Genomic DNA, 25,556 nt, shown 5'->3' with positions numbered 1-25,556 from the left:
GATATTCTCACTGTTAATAAAGCCTAAAAGCCGATTGTTTTCTTGGGTATCTCCCCCCCCAATTGATATAACGCATCGGTGTTGTTACCTCGGGATTGACTTGATAATACCAATATAAATCTTCAATACCTATACGGCTATTGGGATGTGCACCAAAAGCAGAATATGTATTTACTAATTGAGACTGTACTTCCAAACTAAATTTAAATATACCTGTTTCAGGGTTCCAATCACCTTTTTCACTTGCCATTTTTAATTGTTTGCTAATTTCTAAGAGATCTTTTCGTTTATTTAGAACATAAGCTGAACTAGGTGTTTTTATTTCTTCTGCCAAACCGCTGTGATAACCAACCTCTGTAACAAAGTGAAAATATACCTCTGAAATCCCTGGGATAAAATTAGTAAATTCAAAAGATAAGCGGAGTTTTCCATTTGGTATTTTTTCTTGAGTCATTTTAGCTGTATAAAATAGATTATAAAACTCTTGTAATTCAATAATACTCTGTTTTTCATATTGTTCGAAATTTTTAACATATTCTTCTAGTTGTTTATCGATTGTTATAGGTCTTTTATTATTCCAAAAATTTGATCTTTCTTCATTTCCCCAAAAACTGTGTTTTAGCAAAGTTTCCAAATGACTCCAACTGGTGAGTTGACTTGAGATAAAGCCTCCTAATATTAGCAGTCCTGCAAATAGAGCCCATCCCCCTGTAACAAAAATTAGCATGATAGAACCAATGGCAATGGCTACATTTGATAAACCTTGTTTATTATTTCCAATATGAAAAGCTTCTAATGCATCTCGAGTGGCAAGAGCAACACCAACGGCACCTGCAATCTTACCTAATGCTGCCATTCTTTTGGTTCCCACTTCTGTTGTTAGCATAGGTAATTTTATTTTATCTAAAAAGAATTTCAGTGTGGTGCTCGATACTGTTTGAGATAATTTTGTCGCCTCTTGAGAGACTTTTAAAATACTGTAGCTTGCTACAAATAAATTCGCAATAATCTGTGCTGTATACAGATTATAGGGGGATAGTTTTAATGGGTCATTACGTTCATATAAGCTCATGCCTTGTAATGTATAAGCTTGGATTGATCCGGTTATCATGCTGAAACCGTTTAAAAATAGCTTAGTGGAAACCTGTAATGCATCTTTACCATAAATATAAATCTTATTTTTAGTAATATCTGTGATCTCAATCTTCGGAATAAGAACGGCAGTCTCTTCGCCTAGATTTATTATTTTTTGTTTCCAAGAAAAAAGCTTATTTAATTTAGGATGTTGCAGATTTGGTACTATTTGTTCCGTTAATTTACGGAGTTGTTCCACCCACTGGTTAAGCTCATTACCCGATAATTTAACAAACTCGGTTAATGAAATTTTTGTGTTGCAAAATGCCAGTATCATCGGAAGTATCTTTTGAGCTAAATAGTCAATACCCTTAGTATTAATTAGTCTATTTTTAATATCGTAATGAGAAAGCATCTTACTTGTTTTTGTAAATGCAAAACCAATGCTATCTGAGCAAATAAACGCAAGCTTATTAACAAAATTTTCGATATTCTCTGCATATTCTTGTGCATTTAAAAGTGCGTCCATAATTTTTGAATTAGCAACAAGACTAATTACTTTCTTTGTCACTCCCACCCACAGGCTATTATTTTCTTCATCATTAATTGAATATAATTTATCTAATGTTCTTTGTCCTTCGGTAGAATTCATTAATGGAGATATTAAATCAAAATATAAATCAAAAGCTTGATTAAGGTCCTTAAAAAAATCAATACTAAAGACATCTTCTTTCGTTATACGTTCGTGATATGAAAAAGCATAATCAAAATAATGTTTTAAGCCACCGTTTTCATTAATGATTGCCGGATTATTCATAAAGCTTTCATACAATGATAATACAATACGTTGATGTTTCTCAAAAAAAATAAATGTTTTATGAATATTTTTCCACTCATTATCTAATGCATTCTGATTAATACTCTCTTTTAGTATTGTTTGCATTTTTTCTTTTTCATCAGTATCTTTAATGTGATGACTAGCTTCTTGTATACTCGTAATAAATTGGCCAATTTTATCCGGATGGCTATAATAGTTCTGATATAATAAATGTAATTTTGTTACAATATTATAATAAGATAAAACATCTTTTTGGTATCCTACGGGATCTTTTAAAATAAGCAATGTCGCTTTTTCATTATAATCTAGAACACTATTTATTTGATTAATCAAAACAGTTGCATCTTGTGGTAAGTCGGGTATTTTTGTGGTATCAGAAAAAAAAGAAGAGGGTATATTTGAATGCGTGAATTCTTTAACAAATAGCTTAAATTTATCAACTTCTTCTTTATAATCCTCAACAAGTCGATTTAAATTATCTTTATTTAGCTCAATACAATAATCGTTATTGTTGTAATCAATAAAATTGATTTTTTGCATTAATTTCGATCTAAACTTAGAAGATGAAATGATTTTTTTAAGTGTGTAATCAGATAATTTACTTTCGCTGAATAAGATAGTCGCTTCCTTCACATCTTTCGGTATAGCTAAATAAGGATTACTATTTCCGTTTTTCTTTAAAGTGACACCCCCATTTTTTAATTGCTTAAATATATATGGAATGAAATTTTCATTGCCATCACTGGTTGTAACTTGATGTTGAAAAACTAATAGGCGTCCTTTTGTCGCATCAACATTTTGTTCTTGATAACTTTTATTACTAGAATTACTTCTAGTAGGGTAATTGCCTTCTTCAAAAACATAAACCCAACCTTGTCTTAATAATCTTGCAGAAAATCCTTTACTAGCAGTAACATCTTTCGCATTCAATAATTGATTAATAGAAGGAGGAATACTCGCTTCTAACGTTTTATTTGGTGCTTGTTCAATTGTAGAAAAATGTAAATCACAATAAAAGTTGGTATATGCATAACGCACCGGATAAACAGGGCGATGTTCATTTTCACATGGGCATACCACCGCGTCGGCCGGTAAGTTTCGTGGGCTCGCTTCGTTTACCGCCTTCACCATCTGACGCGCTTTGCGCTCTTGCGGTGTTAAATATTTCTCATTCACTTCTCCAGTCATTTCATTTCTCCTTGGGTATTTAAACAGGCGATATAACGGTGGTAACTCAATAAAACTTGGTTGTATTTATAAGGTGCGGCTTTTTCATTGGCGATCTGCCATGTTCTCGGTTGATGACGGCACAAATAGCGGGCTTGCAAGTCGTACAATAACGCTTTTGATTGATGAATATCGTCTAAAAAACTGCAATTTGCTGCGTGTATACAGTAGCCCATTAATGCGTCACCCTCTAACTCATCCCCTTCTACCTGAGAAAATTGTTCAATCAGTGCCTTAGCTTTAGCCACAGTTTGCAGCTGTGTGATATTCGCGTAGTGATTGTATAAATAGGTATTAATAAATAACGGCTCTCGCTTACTGCCGTCATACAGATAATCTGGGTGAAAGGTGATTTCAACCCCATCGGGGTATTGTGCACTATAGCCGTAGAACGCATTTACCCCATTGACCACATTAATTAACTGTCCGTGAGTCAAAGACTCAATAAATGGGATAAAGTGCTTAACATCATAAAAACGAAAGAAATTCCAACTCTCCAGTTTTTGATTATATAAATAGGTGAGTTTTCGCATTTGCCGGTGAATATCGGTAAAGGGTTTGAGGCTATTGATAAATAATCCGAGACTCGCTTTATGCGGTAAATTCAAGTAATGAGCCAGAAACCGCTGACCGGCTTGATTGGCGGCAATGTGTACCAAATAAGGGGCTTTATCTTCAAGGCTGTCTTGAGTTTCTCCTTGATAGAGTGATTTCCATGGCAGTTGCGAGCCATGCAGTTTCGGTACAAGATGTTGCCCGGTTTGGCGGTGGTATTCCCCACTGTCAATGACGACATAGAGATGCGAATATTCAATAAACGTAGGTTGCCCCTCACGGTAATGAATGTCGCCTTTTTCTGACGGTCTTGGGTGTGTGAGGTTGCATTTATCCACTAATACGGCTGAAACCTTTGCATTATGTTGCTCACGTACTTGCCGTATTAACGGTAATTCTAAGGTTGAACTTTGTTCAATATGGGTGATTAAAGGGATTAATGTGTCATAGTCCGCAAAGGTATATTCACCTGGGTGAGCCGTAAAGTACTGGCGCATCTGCTTAATAGCTTGTGATTGACTTGTACCTGCTACGGTCATCACCCCCTTGAATTGTTCACCGTTGCGAGTATAACGGCATTGAGCAACCCAATACGCTTTATAGAGGGGATTTGGACTCAAGAGCATTAGGCCGTTCCTTTTTTCATCGCTTTCGCACGGCAATCCTCAGCTAATGGTAACCCTTCATTAACCGCCGCTTCTAACTGAGTAACCACTTCTGGGGCGCCCCCCGTTATTGACACATCGCCTTTGAGCAGAATTTTACCTGTAATAGTCACACCTTGTGCATCCAATTGAATCGACCCAGCCTTGCCTTTGATAATGACCGTTTCACTGGCTTGCAAGGTGTGGATTTTGGTATGGGTATGGATACCCCCTGCGGCTTTCAGGGTATAATCATTTTGGATATCACACTGCTTGTTTTCCCCGATTTCCTGAAAGTGACTAGCGTGGATAACTTCTTTCCAACTATTGTCAATGCGTGTGATACGGTCTTTCCCTATTTGTTCAAATTGATTGACATCAACCTGTACTGTTTGCTCATTGACTATGTGGATAAATTCGTCATGACACACTTCATGCTTACGGTTATTGGCGACAGTATGGCTATCATCATGCCCAACGTATTGGGTTTTATTATGATTAATATGAATATTATTATCGCGTTGCGCATGAAGATAAATTTCCTCATCGCCATTTTTATCCTCAAAGCGCAATTCATTAAACCCGTCTCCTTTATGGGTTTTGGTGCGAAATGTGGTACGGGTTTTATGTTTAGGTAAATCAATGGGGGAACGATTGCGACCATTATAGGTACATCCGGTGATAATCGGTTTATCTATATCATTGTTTAAATAAGAGATAATCACTTCTTGCCCAACACGAGGAATAGCCATAAAGCCAAATCCGTCCCCATTCCAACCTTGAGCGACTCTTACCCAGCATGATGCGCTATGGTCTGGTTTACCACGCCTATCCCAATGAAAATAGACCGTAACGGCACCTTGCTCATTGGTATAGATTTCTTCGCCCGGCGGGCCAACGACAGTGGCTAATTCATCACCATCGGCGGTAGGTTTAAAACGGTAAGGCGGGCGCCACTCTTGAGTACTCGGCACAAAGGAAAGCTGATTACTCAATTGCGTTCCTTCACCGCCACTGTTGTCGGCAAGAGGTTGCACACCGTGATGTGAGATACTAATCACCTGCCATGTGGTGTTCATGCGTGCACTGGGGTGGTTAGACAAGGTAAAAATACGCCCCGGCGCTAATTCAATGCAGTTTGTGGTCGCAGAGCCTACTTGACGCTGATTTTGTGATTGTTCATAACGTATCTGATTAAAGGGTTGTCCCTGAGCATCTTCTTCAAAGCGTCCATAACTTTCAAATATTTCATGTTGTTGATGAACCTCTCCTGTGACTTGATGGCTTAAGGGGTAGGAAGGTCTAAGTTGATTGTAATCTTTATCAACGCGAATATCGCTACAGAGTTGTTCAACATAGCGCCACGTTGTGGCGGTGCTATCGGTGATATCTGTATCCGATTGTGGGTTATAGGTTAAGGATATCCCCGCTCTCATGCCCAAATGCCGGTCGCTATAAAATAACTGTGGGCCTTCTTCAAACCAAAAATTAATCCCTTCTTCTGCGGCTAAACGGCACCAAAAGTCATACATTGTTTCTCGTTTTTGAGTGGTATAGGCGCGCTGCAAATGCTCTTCTGGGTGATAAAGCTGTTTATCATATTTAATGTGAGACTCATTGAGTAATGTCTCAAGAATATGAGGAACGGTGGTATCTTGAAAAATACGACTATCTTGTTTGAGGGTCATTACCCACATTTCAGGACGTATCACAAATTGATACCAGGTTTTTACCCCATCGGTATTTCCTTGCTCTGCCGCCGCTAAGATACCTTGTACTGTACGCAGAATGTGACCATCTCGCTTTACTGTCAAACTGGAAGCCATGCCTAACACATCATTAAAATCAATTTCCGAGAGTGGACTGACGGCTTGGATGGAGAGAGTGAAAAGTTGTGAGATCCCTTCTTGTAAATCGAATTGCGTGACTTGGAAAGTCTCTTCGGGTAATCCACCAATCTGACAAGTAAACACTAAGCCACTTTGCATGTCGCCACTTAAGATCTTCTCTATGAGTTGTCTATGTTGCTCTTGTAAAGCGAGATCTTGCGCGTATGTTCTGCCCCCGCCATGGGTTAATGTCTTACCCCCATTCAGTGGGTTGCCATCCTTATCACCCAGCCTTTGATATTTTTTTGAATTTGTTATAGACATCCAATAATCCTTCACGGGAAGTAGGAGACTAAAACGGTAAACGAGCCCCTAAGGACTCGTTTAACCCATGACTTATGCTTCGAGTGGTGCACGCCAGTCATCTGCACCTGAAGTCCCGGCAACAGTATGCTCCCAGTCAACTTTGCGGTAAGAGAGGGAGACTTCGGTAAGTTGCGTGAAGTCGGCTTTAGCCGGATCTTGGCAATGAGGCATTTGGCAATCGATGTTCACGATAGTCGCGTCAGTTAGCGTCGTGGTAAAGAAGTGCTCTTGTTTACCTTCAACAGACGTGCGATACCATTTTAGCTCGACTTTTGGCAACATTTCGCCGGAAGCCAATGCGTTATATAGCAGGGGAACCGCTTTATTTAATGCCACGGTAAAACGAAATGGTTTATGCGCACGTTGGCCGGAAGGTTGTCCTGATTGCGGATCGGTCGGAACCGTCACCACGTGAGAAAATGCTTGTACCAACATTTGGTCTTCATGACCTTGTACATAAATGTTGCCGACAGAATCTGCAGTAAACGCGCCTGCAGTGATGTTGCCCTGAGTTTTTCCTTCAATGGAAATATAGCAAGGAGTTGGCATAATGAGATCCTTTTATTAAAAATGACAAATTAAATTAAATGATTGTCTTAAAAACAATCCGTTAGTTATGTCCGTCATCTTAGCCAGTGCGCACGGTAAGACTTGATTAAAGGATAATAAAAGCTTATCAATAGGCTGTAAACCGCCCCTTGCTGTTGTATCTCTCTAGGATAAGTCACTTAGCGTAAACTGGTTGAAATATCGCTATATCATGCTGAAAAAATAATCATAAAAAGTGTTTATTAGCATAAAATATGATGAAGAAATAGACAAATTGCTCGCAGCCCAGTAAACACTATGTACATAAAAAATAAATTTTTTTCTAGTGCTTTTATAACGAATTAAAAGTTTGTAACCATTTGATATTTAATGGTATTAATTCTATTTTTTATAAATATTTCACCATTTTTCTTTTTATTGTTATTATTTCTCTAGATTATTAATCTAAAATAATTGCCTTGCTTGAAATAATATTTTTAATATTTCGTGTTTATGAGTGATATAACTAATTTAAAGTGTTTTTATAGTGAGAGAAATCCATTTAACTCCACATAGAAACAATAAAAACTATTGAAAAAATAATATTTTTTTTAATTGGCTATATTAAATTTAAACAATTCCAACATTTCTGATAGCGCGATAGTCAGTTATCGATAAGATAAAAATAATAGTTTTACTAATATATTGAGTGGCGGGGATATGAATTATTGGCAGTGTATTAACGTTCTATAATAGATTAACACACTGCACTATCCTGATTTATTTCTCAGTCGTGATAACGATTAGATCACTTTTTCTTATTCAGCATCGCTTTTAAATCAGCAAAAGGGTTATAGGTTGCTTGCCCAACATCATCTTGGGCATCTTCCCCTGCTACAACGGTAGAGCCGTACTCTTCTGCTTCTGTGTATTTTGAGTGCTCATGATCATGACAATACAGACACAGTAACTCCCAGTTACTGCCATCTTCGGGATTATTGGTGTGGTCGTGATCAATATGATGAACGGTTAATTCACGCAGATTTGAATAGACAAATTCACGAGCACAACGTCCACAAACCCAAGGGTAAAGTTTTAGCGCCTTTTCGCGGTAACCGCTTTCTAGTTTTGCATAGTTTTTGGGGATCACAGCCATGGTTTATTTTGCCTGTTATAAATGATAGAGAAAGTTTTTTGGTTACTTCTCAATATACCCTAATGCATTAAGGGAGCCAATGTGATTAACACAACGCTTACTCAGCAAATAACATCGATATGGTTATGAGTGTTATTATGATAATTTGCGTTGTTGTAACGAGATGCAGTCTTAAAAATTACAGGTATAATTTCGGGCATTATTGAGCAAAATTAGGCATAAAAATGGCAAAACTTACCTTACAAGAGCAGATGCTAAAAGCGGGATTAGTGACAAATAAGAAAATGGCTAAAGTACAAAGAACGGCGAAAAAATCGCGTGTTCAGGCCAGAGAAGCGAAAGAGGCTGTAGAAGAAAAGAAACGTTTACAGCTTGAGCGTGATAAACAACTTAGTGAACAGCAAAAACAAGCAACCTTATTAAAAGAGTATAAAGCGCAAGTTAAACAACTTATTGAGATGAATAGAATTACCCCTGCCAAGGGCGATATTGATTTTAAATTTACCGATAATAATGTGATTAAAACGCTTGAGGTGGATAAAGTAACACAATCTCAATTAATTAATGGTCGTTTAGCTATTGCACGTTTAGTGATTGATAGTGCCGGAAACAGTGAATATGCCATTATTCCTGCGAGTGTGGCAGATAAAATCATGCAAAGAGATGCAGATTGTATCTTATTAAACAACACATTAAGCCAAGCAGAACAAGACGAAGATGATCCTTATGCTGATTTTAAAGTGCCAGACGATTTAATGTGGTGATTTTAAGGGTGTCTTGATATTAAAACGGAGAAGGTAGATAAATATCCATCGGTTGCTCACTAATAGGGTGAATAAAATGTAACTCACAGGCATGCAACATTAGCCGTGGGGTATGCTCTGTTCCTGATAATAATAGGCCACCATACAAATCACACCCTAAAATAGGGTGCCCTATATATTGGCAATGGATACGCAATTGATGCGTTCTGCCTGTTTCCGGCGTGAGTCGCACGCGCGTTAAAGGTAATCGGGTGCCATCAGCAAGAGTCTGATAAAACCGTTCGATAACTTGATAGTAAGAGCGCGCAGCTTTGCCTTGTGTGGTGCTAATCGACATACGTGGAAAGTGTTGTGGATCTTTCGCGATAGGCGCTTCTATAACACCACTATCATGTTGCAAATGGCCACATAATAGGGCGTCATAAGCTTTAGTGACGGTTCGCTGGCTAAATTGTTGACAAAGTGCACGGTTAATCGCTTTATTCAGGGCAATAACCATCACCCCCGATGTGCCAAAGTCTAAACGATGAACTAAGGTGCACTCGGGAAACAATGGTACTAAGCGATAATGAACAGAATCGATATTTTGCGGGTTTTTACCTGAAAGGCTTAGTAAACCTGATGGTTTGTTTATTACCAGTAGATGTTCATCTTGATAAAGATACTCAATCTTGTCATGGCAAATGGGGGCAATAAAGGTATCAATAATCGTCGACATCAAATTATCCTGATCACAAAAGTGCACTGATCATAGCTAAATTTCAGCCGATTGGCGACTTAAACCACAATATGTTTAGTGACTCAATTTAAAGACTAATAGGCAAAGGCATAGTCTGAATGCAGATTGTGCTTTATACTGCATAGAGAAAATTGAGTAATAATGATCATGTAGGCGGTAATGGCAATGAATGGAACAATCACAAAATGGTTTGAAGATAAAGGTTTTGGATTTATCAAAGATGAAAATGGGGATAATCGCTATTTTCATGTGATTAAGGTTGCCAACCCTGATCTTATTAAAAAAGATGCAATAGTCACGTTTGAACCCACGACCAATATGAAAGGGTTATCAGCCTATGCAGTAAAAGTGATCCCAGACAGTAAATATATCTTTATTGCCGGAGAGCGCGTTAAGTTAACGTCAATTAAGTCTTATCGTGTTTATAGCGAACAAGTACCCGTTAAAACGCATATTGATAAAGAAAATACAATATTATCGGTTGGTATGCTAATGAACAGTATTAAGCCTAAATCTGAGTCGGCAGCAGATCAAACGCGTACTTTGAAAAAAATTGATATCATTACTTATCACGGCAAAGTATTAACCTTTACTGATGATGAAGTCGATATTGATGCAACAGTCAAAGTGATTAAGGCTTAATTGAGATAATGCGCATCTGTTTTTAACTCAATAGTGCAATGGATCACCTTTGTGATTAAGCATATTATGCAGTAGAGTGTAATATGCTTAACTGATTGTTTTATCATGATTATTAATTGATTAGGTGAGATATGCTGGATTTTTTAAAAAATTATGACAATTTAACCGTCAGTGAAAAGAAAGTATTAAAGTATCTTACCGATAATATCGCCGATATCCCCTATTTAAATATTAATGATTTAGTCGCTAAAACCTTTGTATCAAAAACGGTAATTATTAATTTATCGCAGAAGTTAGGTTTTAGTGGCTTTAAAGAGCTAAAGTTTCAAATTAATAATTATATTCTTTCGCGTAATAAAATAGAAAAGAGTGATCACTCATCTTATAAAAAACAACTAGAGAAGAATATTAATAAAAGCTTTACCCTCATCAATGAAGAGCAAATTAAAGAGTGTGCTAAAACCCTGCGCCATTCTCGTAATATTTTTATTGTGGCAAGGGGAACAAGTAAAGCAGTCGGTTATTATCTTGAACACTTATTGTTTGCACTGGGCCTGCATTGCTTTTTTATTAATGATTATAACTTATCAGATTCGTTTACACGTTTAGTGAATGAAGATGACACGGTTATTTTTATCTCTCTTTCAGGGGGAACTAAAAAGATCATTGAAACGGCAAAAATTGTGCAGTTAAAAGAGGCAAACATTATCAGTATGACAGCCTTTAATACCAATGAGTTAACCAGTTATGCGACGCATACGCTATTTTGTTTCGCGGATAATCATGATACGAAAAAAGATGATACCAAGTCACGAATTGGTTTTTTTATTTTGGTTGATTTGTTAATAAATGAAATAGAAAATCTACTTTAAACATTATTTTTAGTCTCAGAATGATCTCTTCAAGATTAACTTTTTCACAGCCTTATTCTTTACTATATTAATAAATTTAATGTGTTTTAAGCTAAAATAACAATTTATTTTAAAAACACCTTCATTTTCAATTTGTTCAATATCTCTTTAATGGGCTATTTATTAATAATAGAACATTCTATCTTCAAAAATTTATTATTTATTAAATTATTTTTTAATTTAAAAGACTTAGGTCATAATAAATGACCTAAGATAATATTTAAAACTAGCCCGCCATTCATTTTATAGATAACTCAATGCTAGAGTACTTTTGTCATTTTTCTATATTCGAGAAGTCATAAGGAAAAAATATGGCCAAGAAAAAATTCAGCGAATCCATACAGCGCTTTGGTAGGACCCTACTCCTGCCAATCGGTGTTTTAGCGCCTATCGGTATGATACTGGGTATCAGTGGCGCTTTAGTTCAGTCTTATATGATTGCACGCTTTCCTTTCCTGGGGAATGAAACAGTCAATGCATTATTAGTGAGCATCCGCTCTATTGCAGGGGTCGTGTTTGATAATATCCCACTGCTATTTGCTATGGGTGTGGCTTATGGTATGAGCCATAAAGACAAGGGGATCGCCGTGTTTGCCTCCGTTGTCGGCTATTTAACCTTGATTAGCACCATTAATATTTGGCTCGTTTTGACGGGGAAACTCGCTGATCCTGCCGTAATGACTCAAGTGGGGCAGATCAAGGTGTTAGGTATTCAAACCATGAATATCAGTGCCGCAGGGGGGATTATCACCGGATTAATTGCCGCTTGGGCGACAGATAAATTCTATAACCTTGAACTTCCTACCGCTTTTGCCTTCTTCTCCGGTAAAAAATCCGTTGCCATTATTATGGTGGGATTAATGATTGGCGTAGGGGCATTACTACCCTTTATCTGGGAAGTCTTGGTGATGGGATTAACAAAACTTTCCGCGGTCTTCCTGAGTCCTGTCGGACCATTCTTTACAGCAGGGGGAGAGCGACTGTTTATTCCATTTGGTTTACACCATGTATGGAACGTGTTGTTTAGATTTACCGAAGCAGGTGGCTCTTACGTTATTGATGGACAAACCTATGTGGGTGTTGTTCCTGCTATGACAGAAGTGTTGTTTAACCAAGGGCCAAGTAGTGAATATTGGTCAATGATGCCAAGCTTAACGCGTTTTATGGCACAACAACAAATGCTGGTCACTCTGTTCTTATTCCCAGCAATTGCCTTAGCAATTTATAGAACGTCAAAAAAAGAGAATCGCGCAGAAGTTAAATCTATGTTGGTGACCATGGTATTAACCGCCATGTTAGGTAACGTCACTGAGCCACTTGAATTTACCTTTGTGTTTATTGCGCCACTTTTATATCTGATTTACGCCATTATTGTTGGTATTGGTGCGGTTTTACTCTCTTTTGCTGGCGTGGCGATTGGCTATATCCGAGGTACGGTATTTGACTTCACCATCTTTGGTCTGCTCTATGAACATACCAACTGGATCTACTTAGTGATTATTGGTTTAGGTCTGGCGGTTGTCACTTACTTCATTTTCTACTGGGCCATTATTAAGTTTGATATCAAAACACCGGGTCGTGAAGAATCAAGCAATATGAAAAATACGCTTATTAAAGAGAAGCGTTATGGCGAAATTGCGGAGATCTTAATTCGCGCTTTAGGCGGAAAACAAAATATTCGTAACGTTGATAACTGTATTACTAGACTCCGTGTCGATATCGGTGAAGTAAATCAAATTGATAAAGAGTTAATGTTGGAATCAGGTTGTACAGCATTCTTTATTCCTGCAGCGAACCATGTCCATATTGTTTATGGGCCAAAAGTTGAGTTTGTTCGCAATGCTGTTGATGAAGCAATGAAGAAATAACAAAGGATACAAAATGAGAGCGTTATACGATTCTAAAAGTAAAACAATCGATGATCGCGGTATTAAAGCGCTGTTATCCAATGAAGCTAAATATTCAACTTGGTTGATGTTTGAGGCGATGCTCGCTCAAGCTCAAGCTGAACACGGTTTTATTCCACAGTCAGCGGCTGATGAAATTAAAGAAAAAGCGGTTATTGAGAATATCGATTTTGAAGAAATGAACCGCATTTACCAAAAAATCGGTCATGGTTTCGTGCCCTTTTTAAAAGTGTTAGTTAAGGCATGTTCCCAAGAGAGTGGTAAATATGTGCACTACGGCATTACCACGCAGAATATTCAGCAAAGTTCACAGCTTTATATGATGAAGACAGTGCACCATAAATTTATGTTGCTACTTGGGGAGATCATCGAAAATTTAGCTAACTTGGCAGAAAAAACCAAACATATGGTCATGCCCGGTAGAACACATGGCCGCCATGCTATTCCTATTACTTACGGCTATAAAGTATCGGTCTGGATCAGTGATTTTATCGACTGTTATCAGCGCATGAGAGAGTGTGAAAAACGCGTCTTTACTATCATGATGGGCGGTGCTGTGGGTGCATTTAACTCAATGCCAGAAGTGGGTATGAAGGTGCAAAAACGTGTGGCTGAATTAGTTGGCATGGAAGCGATGGAGGTGCCTTCTCGTAACCTTAGTACACATAAATTAGAGTATATGGCTAATTTGGCATTGATGGCTAATATCTGCCATAAAATTGGTGAAGAAGTTTATAGTACGACACTTGAGGAAATTGCGGAAGTTTCGGAAGGGTTTACCAAAGGTACAGTTGGCAGTAGCACTATGCCGCATAAAATTAACCCTAAACTGGCTAAAGGGATCATCGCTAACTCACAAAAACTGTATTCTTTACCCAGTGTGGGTATGTATTCTGCGGTAAGACCTTATGAAGGGGATAGTAGCTCCTATATGTTATTTGATGGGTTACTGGAAGAGGCATTAGAGCTGACAACAGAAATTCTATTAAGAACAGAAGAGCTTTCCAGAACAATAGTACCGCATGAAGAGAGAATGCTACATAACGTCATGAGAAATAAAGGATTAGATAATACAGAGTACGTTATGATGAAAATGGCAGAAAAACTAGGCAAAGATAAAGCACACTCTTTATTGTATGAAGAGGCGATCAAAACAGCAGCAGATGGCGAAGATTTCTATACTAACTTGATAAAAAATCCCGTTATCTCTGCGGCATTTAGCCCAGAAGAAATTAAAGCAATGCTTGATCCAAGAGCCTATATCGGTTTATCGGTGGAAATTGCGGAGAAAGAAGCTAAACGCGGGCATGTGGCTAGCCAAGAAATTAAACAAAACTATCAATAAGTCTATTAATAAATAAAGTTATCAAGTATCCAAACATCGGGGATAATTAGTCAGAGAGCTTCTTAAATAAGAAGCTCTCTTTTTGTTTTTTAACCAATCAAACCATGTACCAATATTATACCGATACAGATAGGGCCGATATAACGCCAAACTAATAATAAGCATTGGCGTTTTGCTCCAGTAATATTATCTGGAATAACCGCATTGGCTCTACGTGACCAGCCAAAAATTAAACACATCGCAATACCAAACAGTGGCATTAAGATATTGGAGGTTAAGTAATCCAATAAATCAAAGAGTGTTTTGCCCCCTAAAGTTACATCACTCATAGGACCAAATGATAATGAAACTGGGATACCCATTAACATAATAGAGGCTGTGACCACTAAGCCAGCTCTACGGCGAGTCCACTGAAAACGCATTTGTACATAAGCGACGATATGTTCGAGTAATGAAATTGCAGAGGTTAATGCCGCCATTAATAATAAGACAAAGAAAGTGACCGCCAAGATATTGCCACCAGGCAAGTTAGCAAAATAGACTGGCATGGTCATAAAGGTTAAGCCTGGGCCAGCATTTGGCTCTAATCCAGCGGCAGTTAACGCAGGGAAAATCATTAAGCCTGCTAAAACACACACTAAACAAGAGAGGATCACAACCCACATACTAGAGTTAGCAATAGTCTTATTATCCGCTAAATAGGCGCTATAGGTAATATGAATACCCAACCCGATAGACAGCGAGAAGAAGGCTAATCCCAGCGCATCTAATACCCCTTGTGGGGTTAATTTACTAAAATCAGGATATAAGAATAATTTTAAACCTTCTGAAGAGCCGGGTAAGCTAATACCGACAATAATCAAAATAATCATGATAATAAACAGTAATGGCATCATGATCTTGACGGCTTTTTCTAATCCGCGTTGAACACCCGCTAATACGACAAAACACGTTAATCCGGCAAACACCAAGTGAGCAAGAATAGGCCATAAAGGGTCACTGATAAAACGGGTGAAGATCCCCGTTAATTCACTGCTATCAGTAATATTTAATTCACCAGTAGCTGCCATAATGGTGTAACCAATAGTCCACCCCCCGACAACACTATAAAAGCTATAGATACACCATGAACTAAATACACCAATGACACCGATAATTACCCAATTACGTCCCATCATCTTTTTGAAGGCATTCACGGCTTCGGCATGGGTGCTACTACCCAAAATATTTTCAGCTAATAAAACAGCTAATCCGATAATAAAGCTAAATAACAGAAAGACGACGAGGAATGCACCACCCCCATTATTGGCGGCGACATAAGAGAACTTCCAAATTGCACCAATACCAATGGCAGAGCCAGCGGCTGCTAAAATATGGCCTACACGAGATGTCCATTGTTGGCTCATTTTGCCTCCGATTTCATTATGTTAATGATAGAAACGGTTGCCGAACAATAGTGTATTGCAAAGGTGTGATAACCCTTAATCCTTGTAGTGGAACGAGACATCATAAAAACTCCCCTAAAAACAGTTCCACCAGCAGGGTTATAAAAAAACCACCTTACTGGTGGCTTTAGCAAAAAATGAACGAGCTTGGCCACCCTAATAAAGTAGGAGTAGATGTAGGCCTAGAAGTCGATTGTTAGTGTTAATGTTCATGTTTTTGCTCTTTATTGAAATGAATTTGGTTTGTTGCACTGATTTATTGAATGCCACTGCTAACAAATAACTATTTTGTTATATCATAAAAACAAATTAATGAAAGCCCTTTTTTTAAAAAACTTGATAACGTTTTGATAACTTTTGCTCAGAAAATCTTGTCGACAAAAATGTCGATATAACCTTGGTAGCCAGTGACAGAAATACTATCTACTTATTTTTACATGGTTTTTTACTTGGCATAAATCGTGCTTAGTTGGATGTTCTTTATGACTCTTTTACTCCCTAGTTAGGGGAAAGGATATCAAATGAACAAAATCAACTCCGTCTGTCCTTATTGTGGCGCTGGCTGCAAAATCAATCTCTGTGTCGAAAATGGTCGAATAATCAAAGCTGAAGGTGCCAATGGTGTCACTAATCAAGGCGAGCTTTGTTTAAAAGGTCTCTATGGATGGGATTTTTTAAATGACAATAAATTACTGACAGCCAGAATTCATCAACCGATGATCCGCCGACAAAAAGGGGCTGATTTTGAAATTGTCAGTTGGGATGAAGCGATTGAGTTTACGGCTAAAAAGTTACTCGCAATTAAAGAGAAATACGGTGCTAAATCTATTATGTGCACCGGCTCCTCTCGGGGTACAGGTAACGAAACCAATTTTGTGATGCAAAAATTTGCTCGTGCTGTACTGGGTAATAATAATGTTGATTGCTGTGCCCGTGTTTGTCATGGCCCTTCTGTTGCTGGTTTACAAGAAACACTAGGCAATGGGGCAATGAGTAATTCCATTGCTGATATTGAAGATTCAGATTGTTTGTTGGTGTTTGGTTATAACTGTGCCGATTCTCACCCTATTGTGGCGCGCCGTGTGGTGAAAGCGAAACAAAAAGGGGCCAAAATTATTGTTTGTGATCCCCGTAAAATAGAAACAGCGAAGATTGCTAATCAATATCTTCCCTTAAAGAATGGCACCAATATGGCGTTAGTTAATGCATTTGCCTATACGCTGATTGATGAAGATCTTTATGACAAAGAATATGTGAGTCGTTACACCGAAGGTTTTGAAGAATATAAAAAACAGCTGATGGATTATAGCCCTGAAGCAGTAGAACGTATTGTTGGGGTTTCTGCAAGCGAGATCCGCCAAGCTATGCGCACTTATGCAGCCGCAAAAACAGCCACCATTATGTGGGGAATGGGGGTAACACAATTTGGTCAAGCGGTAGATGTTGTGAAAGGGCTAGCGAGTTTAGCGTTATTGACGGGTAATTTAGGCAAACCACATGCAGGTGTTGCTCCTGTTCGCGGGCAAAATAATGTACAAGGTGCTTGTGATATGGGGGTTTTACCCAATATGTTCCCCGGCTATCAAAGTGTGACAGATGAAGGTATTCGTCAAAAATTTGCTCAAGCTTGGCATATTCCGGTTGAAAAACTCGATCCGCAAGTGGGTTATCGCATTACTGAAGTCCCTCATTTAGCCATTGAAGGTAAAGTGAAAGCTTATTACATCATGGGAGAAGATCCACTTCAAACTGAGGCAGATTTAGGTCTGGTTAGAAAAGGTTTTCAAGCGCTCGATTTTATTGTGGTTCAAGATATCTTTATGACGAAAACGGCCGAGCAAGCAGATGTCATTTTACCTTCTACCAGTTGGGGTGAGCACGGTGGTATTTTTACTTGTGCTGATAGAGGTTTTCAACGTTTTGAACAGGCAGTACAAGCACGTGGTAACGTTAAACGTGATTGGGAAATCATTAGTTTATTAGCCACGGCTATGGGCTATCCAATGTCTTATACAGATAATGAAGAAATTTGGCATGAGGTAAGAGCATTATGTCCGCTATTTTTCGGTGCGACCTACGAAAAATTGGCGGGATTAGCCCATATACAATGGCCTTGTCCTGAACTCGATCATCCGGGAACACCCTATTTATATTCAGATAATCGATTTACAACGCCATCAGGTAAAGGGCAGCTTTTTGCTACCGCATGGCGCGCTCCCGCAGAGTTGCCTGATGAAGAGTATCCAATGATTTTATCAACGGTACGTGAGGTAGGGCACTACTCTTGTCGCTCAATGACGGGTAACTGTAAAGCATTAGCATCATTAGCAGATGAACCGGGGTATGTGCAAATTCACCCTGATATTGCTAAAGCGGCAGGTATTGCTGATCAAGAAATTGTTTGGGTAGCATCTCGTCGAGGTAAGGTGCTGTCACGGTGTAATCTAAACGAAACCGTTAATAAACAAGCTATTTATATGACTTATCAATGGTGGATTGGTGCATGTAACGAACTGACACAAGATAATCTCGATCCTGTTTCAAAAACCCCAGAAACTAAATATTGTGCTGCACGAGTGGTGAAGATTGACGATCAAAAATGGGCAGAAAGCCAAGTCGCTCAAGATAATCACGCCATGAGAAGTCGCTTAATTAATTTAGTCGAGCAAGCAAAAACAGCGACACACTAAATTAATCACTCAAGAGAAATATAACAAAATCAATGGAGGCTATTTGGCCTCCATTTTTATTCTGTTTATTTATCATCAGGTTATATCAATTTGGTCATTGTTTGATCTTCTTCACAGATCGTAGTTTTTCTGATTGAGAAATAAAACTCCGTAAAATAATATAATTCGGAGTTACATTTCAAAAAAAGAGAGCAGTGAGTTCAACATGGCACTAATTGAAAAGATGACTAAAGATATTCAACAAAAAGGTGGGTTAATTGTTTCTTGCCAACCTGTTGATAATAGTCCAATGGATAAACCTGACATTGTAGCCGCAATGGCTCAAGCAGCAGTAAATGCAGGTGCCGTCGCAGTACGTATTGAAGGAATTGATAATTTAAAAGCAACACGTCCTCTTATTGATGTGCCAATTATTGGAATTGTAAAACGTGATTTGCCTGATAGCCCTGTCAGGATCACGCCTTGGTTAAATGATATTGAAGCATTGGCCGCAGCTGGTGCTGATATTATCGCTTTTGATGGTACTGATCGCCTACGCCCAGTTCCCGTGAAAGCATTGCTAGAGCATGTTCATCGTTTAGGAAAACTAGCGATGGCAGATTGTGCCACTTTTAATGAAGGGATGTATTGTCATCAACTCGGTACTGAATTTATTGGCTCAACGATGTCAGGTTATACCGGTGGGGAAATACCAAAATTACCCGATCTTCAACTGGTGACCGCATTAGCAGAGCAAGGATGTCGAGTGATTGCGGAAGGGCGTTATAACACACCAATGATGGCGGCAAGGGGTATGCAAGCGGGAGCTTGGGCGGTCACCGTTGGCTCTGCATTAACTCGTCTTGAACATGTCTGTGAGTGGTTTACTCAGGCATTAAAGTGGCAGCAGGAGTTAGATAAATGAATACATTAGCGATTGATATTGGAGGAACCAAAATCTCGGCAGCATTAATTAGCCGAGATAACCAATTGACACAACATCGACAAATAGCAACACCAGCAAGTCCATCTCCAACACAACTTTATGAAGCATTAGTTAGCATTATTACACCATTAAAAAACCATGCCGATAGTGTTGCCGTTGCATCAACAGGGATCATTTGTAATGGCATTTTAACCGCATTAAACCCCGATAATTTAGGTGGGTTAAACGATTTTCCTTTAATGGAAACACTATCAACCCTTACCGGATCACCTTGTTGGTTACTTAATGATGCCCAAGCTGCCACATGGGCTGAGTATTATCATCGTCGTGACACTATATCTGATATGGCGTTTATTACGGTCTCAACCGGCGTTGGCGGAGGCATTGTTCAGCAAGGGCAGCTACTAATAGGAAAACGTGGTCTTGCAGGCCATTTAGGTCATACCTTAGCTGATCCTCGAGGCCCTCGTTGTGGATGTGGCCGCTATGGTTGTGTTGAAGCCATCGCATCGGGGCGTGCGATTGCCTCACAGGCTGAAGGGGAACTTGCTGGTAAAGATGCTAAGGCAATTTTCAGCGCTTTTCATCAGGGAAACTTACAGGCTACCACCATTATTAAACGCTCTGCCAACACTATAGCTAATTTGATCACAAATATTAAAGCTACAACAGATGCTGATTGTGTTGTGCTTGGTGGCAGTGTGGGACTTGCTAACGGCTATCTCGAATTGGTTCAAGTTGCTATGGCACAACAACCATTAGCATTACAAGTGCCGATTGTATCAGCTCACTATCATCATGATGCTGGATTATGGGGCGCAACCCTATGGTCTAGAGAGCAATAAAAAAACTGTCGTAAAACTTACCTTTTACCCTACATATGGCAGGACTAAAAAATGCAATTACATGATTTTGGTTTTATTAACTATGCAGTGCTGTTTGGCTATTTGGCAGCTATGTTACTCGTGGGTGTTTATTTTTCTAAACGTCAAAAAACTGCGGATGACTATTTCCGTGGTGGAGGGCGAGTTCCTGGGTGGGCCGCTGGAGTGTCTGTATTTGCGACCACATTAAGCTCGATTACATTTATGTCCATTCCTGCTAAAGCTTATACTTCTGATTGGACCTTTATTATTGGACAGTATTTAGCTATTGCAATTTTACCTTTAGTTTTTTATTTCTATATTCCTTTTTTTAGAAAATTAAAAATCACCTCCGCTTATGAATATCTAGAAGCTCGTTTTGATGTTCGTAGTCGTTTATTTGCTAGCCTTTCATTTATGTTATTCCATATTGGGCGTGTTGCTATTATTACTTATTTAACCGTACTAGCTTTACGTCCTTTTATGGGGATTGATCCGGTCGTGTTAATCGTATTAATAAGCTTATTATGCATTATTTATACTTGGATGGGGGCATTGAAGGCGTTATTTGGACGGATGTTATTCAAGGTTTATTACTTTCTGGTGGTGCTGTACTGATCTTTATTATGATCTGTTTTAAAGTTGATGGTGGTATTAGCGAAATTTTTACTACTACAGCACAAGCAGATAAATTCTTTCCTACCACACAATGGCGCTGGAGTTGGACAGATAGCACTATTCCTGTATTAATGATTGGGTTTTTATTTGCCAATATTCAGCAATTTACTGCTAGTCAGGATGTTGTGCAGCGCTATATCGTTACCGATTCTATTAAAGAAACTAAACGTACATTGATAACTAACGCTAAATTAGTGGCTATTATTCCTATTTTCTTTTTTGCCATCGGCTCTGCATTGTTTGTTTACTACCAACAAAACCCAAGCTTATTACCCGCAGGATTTAATACGGGGGGAATTTTGCCACTATTTATCGTGACGGAAATGCCTATCGGTATTGCAGGGTTAATTATTGCAGCTATTTTTGCTGCTGCACAATCAAGTATTTCTAGTAGTTTAAATAGTATTTCAAGTTGCTTTAATTCTGATATTTATACTCGTCTTAGTAAATCATCCCCTAGTCCTGAACAAAAAATGAAAGTCGCAAAGTTAGTTATTATTGTGGCAGGGATATTCAGTAGTTTAGCGGCAATTTGGTTAGTTTTATCCGATGAAGCTGAAGTTTGGGATGCATTTAATAGCCTTATAGGTCTTATGGGAGGACCAATGACAGGCCTATTTATGTTGGGAATTTTTGTAAAACGTGCTAATGCCGGTAGCGCCGTTGTTGGGATCATCGTGAGTATTATTGCAGTATTGGCTGCACGTTATGGCAGTGATCTTAACTTCTTCTTCTATGGAGTCATTGGTTCAATGTCAGTGGTGATTGCAGGAACCATTACGGCACCACTTTTCGCACCAGCAAAACAGCTTTCCTTAGATGACAGTGAAACATCAGAGAACTAAGAAGGAATAATCTATGTTATTTGGACATTTATCTGATTTGGCGACTATGCCAGAAATGAATCCAGCGTTACGTCATGCAATGGAAAAAGCATTAGCCCTTGATCCCGCGTCACTCGCACCGGGCAGCTATAAAATTGATGGTGAGACGTTGTTTATGAATGTTATGACTTTTGAAACCATGCCTCGTGAGCAAAAACAAGCCGAATTGCATCAGCGTTATATCGATATTCAGATCTTACTATCAGGTGAAGAGACAATTGATTTTGGAATACAAGGTTCGGCACAAGATGTGACACCTTATAATGAAACGGATGATTATCAGTTGACTGATAACATCATACATCGTCAAACATTATCCCTTACACCAAATATGTTCGCCATTTTTATGCCTTATGAGCCACATAAGCCAGGTATTGCGCAGAAAAATGAGGCCAGTACATTAAAGAAAGTGGTTATTAAACTAGATGTTGCCGCGTTAACTCACTAATCATTATTATTTAATAAAACGCTTTATTTCTCATGTATCAGTTAGTTGGAGTTTGAGAATAAGGCGTTTTGTTATTATCACATTATTGTCTTAACAAGGCTTTTTTTAACCTGTTGGAATTGGTACTCTTGTGGGCAAAATTCTATTCTCGTGTATTTGCTGCAAGCAAGGATAATGTCCATGACAGAACAGGCAACAACTCGATTAAAGCCGGGTAAAATACTTGATACGCTAGGCGCTATGAAAAATAGCTTAACTCGTGTATCGCAACGTATTGCAGACTATATCCTGTTCCATCCTACGGAAGTGACTCAGTTGTCTATTGCCCAACTCTCTCAAGCAACCAAAGCAGGTGAAGCGACGGTTGTCCGCTTTTGTCGGACATTGGGTTATAAAGGTTTTCAAGACTTTAAAATGGATTTGGCGATTGAAATGGCAACATCAGATAATGATGAATCGCCAATCCTTGATGCAGAAGTCAGTCACCAAGATGATATCCACACTATTGGCCTAAAATTGCAAGCAACAATAAATAATGTGTTATCAGAAACATTAAATTTACTCGATATGCAGCAAGTGCAAGGGGCGGTCAATGCACTATTATCAGCAAACTATGTTTTTATCTGCGGCGTTGGCTCTTCGGGGATCACTGCGGAAGATCTGAAAAATAAACTTATGCGTATTGGTTATCGTGTTGATGCCGTAACTAATAACCACTTTATGTATATGCAAGCCTCATTATTAAAATCTGGTGATGTCGCTATCGGTATTAGTCATTCGGGTAATTCATTAGAAACGGTTCATGCATTGAAATTGGCTAAAGAAGCGGGCGCAAGCACGATTGCATTGACGCATAATTTAGGCTCACAAATTATGGAATATGCAGATCATCATTTAATTAATGGTAATCGACAAGGGAAATTACAAGGCGATTCTATTGGTACAAAAACAGCACAACTTTTTGTTTTAGATTTGCTTTATACCTTGTTAGTTCAGGCTAAACCTGAAACAGTAAAAGAGCAGAAATTACGTACTCTCAATGCGTTAAAACAGACGCATTCAGTATAAGTTTATTGCTATTTTAAAGCATCTTGAGCAGAAAGTAGCTAAAGATCACAGTTTTACCTTTCTCTTTCCTTCAGGGCTATTTTCGTTATTGCGTTATGACTAGTCGCTCTCTAATATAGAGTTAAACTCCATAAGTTAATTAATAAAGAAATTAATCTCCATAGGAAGTGATCATGAACAAACTCTCTGGACTGATTGCCGCGCCTCATACTCCTTTTGCTGCGGACGGTAGTGTTAATTACCCTGTTATTGATGATATTGCTAAGCACCTAATTGCGACTGGGGTAACAGGGGCTTATGTCTTAGGTACTACTGGTGAAGGTATACATTGCTCGGTTGAAGAGCGTAAAAAAGTCGCTGAACGTTGGGTTACAGCGAGTCAGGGACAACTTGATCTTATTATTCATACTGGTGCATTAAGTATTGCTGATACGTTAGAACTTGCTCGTCATGCTGACACATTAGATATTAAAGCCACATCAGTGATTGGCCCTTGCTTCTTTAAACCTAGTCATGTTGATGATTTAGTAGAATATTGTCGTTTAGCGGCGGCAAGTGCACCTTCAAAAGGTTTCTACTATTATCATTCCACCATGTCAGGATTAAGCATTGATATGGAAAAGTTTTTACAAGCAGCAGGTAAAGTGATCCCCAATTTATCTGGCATGAAATTTAACTCCCCTGATATGTATGAATTTCAGCGTTGCTTACGGGTAGAGGGAGGTAAATATGATATTCCATTTGGCGTTGATGAATTTATTCCGGCAGGATTAGCTTGCGGTGCGTTAAGCGCTGTAGGTAGCACCTATAACTACGCTGCACCGTTATATCTTGAGTTGATTGAGAGATTTAATCAGGGTGATCACCAAGGTGTGGCAGATTGCATGGATAAAGTTATCGCTATTATTCGAGTTTTAGTCGAATACGGTGGCGTTGCTGCAGGCAAAGTAGCAATGCAATTGCATGGTATTGATGTTGGCGCTCCTCGTCGTCCTTTACGCCCACTGACAGCTGAACAAAAAGCAGATGCATTGGCGAAATTTAAGGCGGCAAATTTCTTATCATAAATTGCGTTTTGCTTAGAGCATGACATTGTAGATAAACCTATCCTTTAACATCCCCCCCATTGGATGTGACAGTGGCTTTCGCTTGAGAGCCACTTTTTTATTATCTACTTTATGACTTGATTTTAAGTACCATTCAATTCAATGTATTAATAACAATCTTCGTTACCGAGGTTTATCAATGGCCTATTCATTTTTAACCCAAGCAACAGTTAAAAAATTATCGCGCAATGAAAAGTGGTTACAACAGATTAATAATGAAGATATTATCGATTTGAGTTTAAATGCGGGGCAGCTCATTATTGATAAACCAAAGGTGGATGAGGATTTTATCCCTTTTAGCCAACAATTAGATGTTTATTGCCAGCAAATTGCTCAGCAATTTCCTTTTATAGCGGTGACTCCACAATTACAACTTCATTGCACTTTGTTGACCATTTTTAATCAACCTATAGCGTTATTTGAGCCTCAGAAATTAATGTTACTGGCTTGGTGTCAAAAAATAACGAATATCTTTAATAAGATAGGAAAGATTGAGATCCTATTTAATGATATTATTTTAACGACTAATGGAAGCGTGATATTAATAGGTGTATCAAAAACATTAACGCAGTTTAGACAACAGGTTTACCAGCAAATCCCCATTGATCATCATCTGCATAAAAATATTATTCACATTACGCTTGGGCGCTTACAGGAAAGCGTGTCATCAGAAAAAATAACACCACTTTTTCAATTTTTAGCACATAATCGATTATCACTTCCAATCAATATTAAAACCAGCATTAACTATCCTAAATTTGTGGTGAGCAAAGGCTCACTATCATCTGAAATATTGTTGAATAAGACGATAGAGTTTAATCAACAGTGCTTCTAGAGAGCTTGGTATCTTGTATACAAGATTGTGTGATTTAACTTTGATGATGTTGAAATCATAATATATCTAAATTTTCTATAAATGTTTGC

At 38.4% G+C, this 25,556-nt stretch carries 19 protein-coding genes and 1 pseudogene; 13 read left to right on the top strand and 7 right to left on the bottom strand.

All coding sequences use genetic code 11. The annotated features are described in order from the left end of the window. Positions 1-13: 13 nt before the first annotated feature. From ACYUCW_RS00710 to yajD, 5 genes are all read right to left on the bottom strand, one after another. Positions 14-3,100, bottom strand: coding sequence for a toxin VasX (locus ACYUCW_RS00710; RefSeq protein ID WP_460408065.1), 3,087 nt, complete (start codon positions 3,098-3,100; stop codon positions 14-16). Beyond that, positions 3,097-4,320: a DUF4123 domain-containing protein gene (locus ACYUCW_RS00705; RefSeq protein ID WP_046335143.1), complete on the bottom strand. Its 1,224-nt coding sequence runs from the start codon at positions 4,318-4,320 to the stop codon at positions 3,097-3,099. The genes ACYUCW_RS00710 and ACYUCW_RS00705 overlap by 4 nt, the downstream gene beginning before the upstream one ends. Then, a complete protein-coding gene (locus ACYUCW_RS00700) occupies positions 4,320-6,491 on the bottom strand; it encodes a type VI secretion system Vgr family protein (RefSeq protein WP_017628614.1) in 2,172 nt (723 codons plus the stop codon). Before ACYUCW_RS00700 ends, ACYUCW_RS00705 begins: the two co-directional genes overlap by 1 nt. Positions 6,492-6,563: 72 nt before the next feature. Next, positions 6,564-7,082, bottom strand: a complete 519-nt coding sequence (locus ACYUCW_RS00695; protein ID WP_460408063.1) for an Hcp family type VI secretion system effector — start codon at positions 7,080-7,082, stop codon at positions 6,564-6,566. 787 nt (positions 7,083-7,869) lie between these two features. Beyond that, entirely contained in the window at positions 7,870-8,217 is a 348-nt protein-coding gene (gene yajD / locus ACYUCW_RS00690; RefSeq protein ID WP_004246674.1) for an HNH nuclease YajD, read from the bottom strand. A 224-nt stretch (positions 8,218-8,441) separates the two neighbouring features. On the opposite strand from yajD, the gene ACYUCW_RS00685 reads away from it, so the two are divergent. Further along, positions 8,442-8,981 carry a DUF2058 domain-containing protein gene (locus ACYUCW_RS00685; RefSeq protein WP_004246675.1) on the top strand — a complete coding sequence of 180 codons (540 nt, stop codon included), beginning with the start codon at positions 8,442-8,444 and terminating at the stop codon, positions 8,979-8,981. A 19-nt stretch (positions 8,982-9,000) separates the two neighbouring features. Here the strand turns inward: ACYUCW_RS00685 and ACYUCW_RS00680 are convergent, their stop codons facing one another. Beyond that, entirely contained in the window at positions 9,001-9,699 is a 699-nt protein-coding gene (locus ACYUCW_RS00680; protein WP_004249013.1) for an RluA family pseudouridine synthase, read from the bottom strand. A 186-nt stretch (positions 9,700-9,885) separates the two neighbouring features. On the opposite strand from ACYUCW_RS00680, the gene ACYUCW_RS00675 reads away from it, so the two are divergent. The 4 genes from ACYUCW_RS00675 to ACYUCW_RS00660 all read left to right on the top strand — a co-directional run bounded on the left by ACYUCW_RS00675 (position 9,886) and on the right by ACYUCW_RS00660 (position 14,525). After that, positions 9,886-10,362, top strand: a complete 477-nt coding sequence (locus ACYUCW_RS00675) for a cold-shock protein (protein ID WP_004249014.1) — start codon at positions 9,886-9,888, stop codon at positions 10,360-10,362. Positions 10,363-10,493: 131 nt separating this feature from the next. Then, positions 10,494-11,234 (top strand): MurR/RpiR family transcriptional regulator, encoded by a 741-nt coding sequence (locus ACYUCW_RS00670; RefSeq protein ID WP_004246678.1) that lies wholly within the window; start codon positions 10,494-10,496, stop codon positions 11,232-11,234. Positions 11,235-11,584: 350 nt separating this feature from the next. After that, positions 11,585-13,141 carry a PTS transporter subunit EIIC gene (locus ACYUCW_RS00665; protein WP_004246679.1) on the top strand — a complete coding sequence of 519 codons (1,557 nt, stop codon included), beginning with the start codon at positions 11,585-11,587 and terminating at the stop codon, positions 13,139-13,141. A 13-nt stretch (positions 13,142-13,154) separates the two neighbouring features. After that, positions 13,155-14,525, top strand: a complete 1,371-nt coding sequence (locus ACYUCW_RS00660; RefSeq protein ID WP_004246680.1) for a class-II fumarase/aspartase family protein — start codon at positions 13,155-13,157, stop codon at positions 14,523-14,525. Between the two features lie 89 nt (positions 14,526-14,614). Here the strand turns inward: ACYUCW_RS00660 and ACYUCW_RS00655 are convergent, their stop codons facing one another. After that, positions 14,615-15,931 carry a sodium-dependent transporter gene (locus ACYUCW_RS00655; protein ID WP_004246681.1) on the bottom strand — a complete coding sequence of 439 codons (1,317 nt, stop codon included), beginning with the start codon at positions 15,929-15,931 and terminating at the stop codon, positions 14,615-14,617. Positions 15,932-16,491: 560 nt separating this feature from the next. On the opposite strand from ACYUCW_RS00655, the gene fdhF reads away from it, so the two are divergent. The 8 genes and pseudogenes from fdhF to ACYUCW_RS00615 all read left to right on the top strand — a co-directional run bounded on the left by fdhF (position 16,492) and on the right by ACYUCW_RS00615 (position 25,467). Then, positions 16,492-18,660: a formate dehydrogenase subunit alpha gene (gene fdhF / locus ACYUCW_RS00650; protein ID WP_046335171.1), complete on the top strand. Its 2,169-nt coding sequence runs from the start codon at positions 16,492-16,494 to the stop codon at positions 18,658-18,660. Positions 18,661-18,865: 205 nt separating this feature from the next. Beyond that, the gene (locus ACYUCW_RS00645; RefSeq protein ID WP_012368574.1) at positions 18,866-19,564 is read left to right on the top strand and encodes an N-acetylmannosamine-6-phosphate 2-epimerase; all 699 of its coding nucleotides are present in this window, start codon (positions 18,866-18,868) and stop codon (positions 19,562-19,564) included. Further along, entirely contained in the window at positions 19,561-20,430 is an 870-nt protein-coding gene (gene nanK, locus ACYUCW_RS00640) for an N-acetylmannosamine kinase (RefSeq protein WP_049203233.1), read from the top strand. Before ACYUCW_RS00645 ends, nanK begins: the two co-directional genes overlap by 4 nt. 120 nt (positions 20,431-20,550) lie before the next feature. Then, positions 20,551-21,971: pseudogene (locus ACYUCW_RS00635) on the top strand (sodium:solute symporter family protein). Between the two features lie 13 nt (positions 21,972-21,984). Then, positions 21,985-22,458, top strand: a complete 474-nt coding sequence (gene nanQ, locus ACYUCW_RS00630) for an N-acetylneuraminate anomerase (RefSeq protein WP_049203234.1) — start codon at positions 21,985-21,987, stop codon at positions 22,456-22,458. A 180-nt stretch (positions 22,459-22,638) separates the two neighbouring features. Then, positions 22,639-23,526: a MurR/RpiR family transcriptional regulator gene (locus ACYUCW_RS00625; protein WP_460408058.1), complete on the top strand. Its 888-nt coding sequence runs from the start codon at positions 22,639-22,641 to the stop codon at positions 23,524-23,526. A gap of 173 nt (positions 23,527-23,699) precedes the next feature. Continuing rightward, complete coding sequence (locus tag ACYUCW_RS00620) at positions 23,700-24,593, top strand: dihydrodipicolinate synthase family protein (RefSeq protein ID WP_049203235.1); 894 nt, start codon at positions 23,700-23,702, stop codon at positions 24,591-24,593. A gap of 178 nt (positions 24,594-24,771) precedes the next feature. Next, a complete protein-coding gene (locus ACYUCW_RS00615) occupies positions 24,772-25,467 on the top strand; it encodes a hypothetical protein (protein WP_036919340.1) in 696 nt (231 codons plus the stop codon). Positions 25,468-25,556 lie beyond the last annotated feature (89 nt).

The sequence above is a fragment of the Proteus sp. MB838 genome (assembly GCF_054767435.1).
This window is presented reverse-complemented; position numbering and strand designations above follow the sequence as displayed.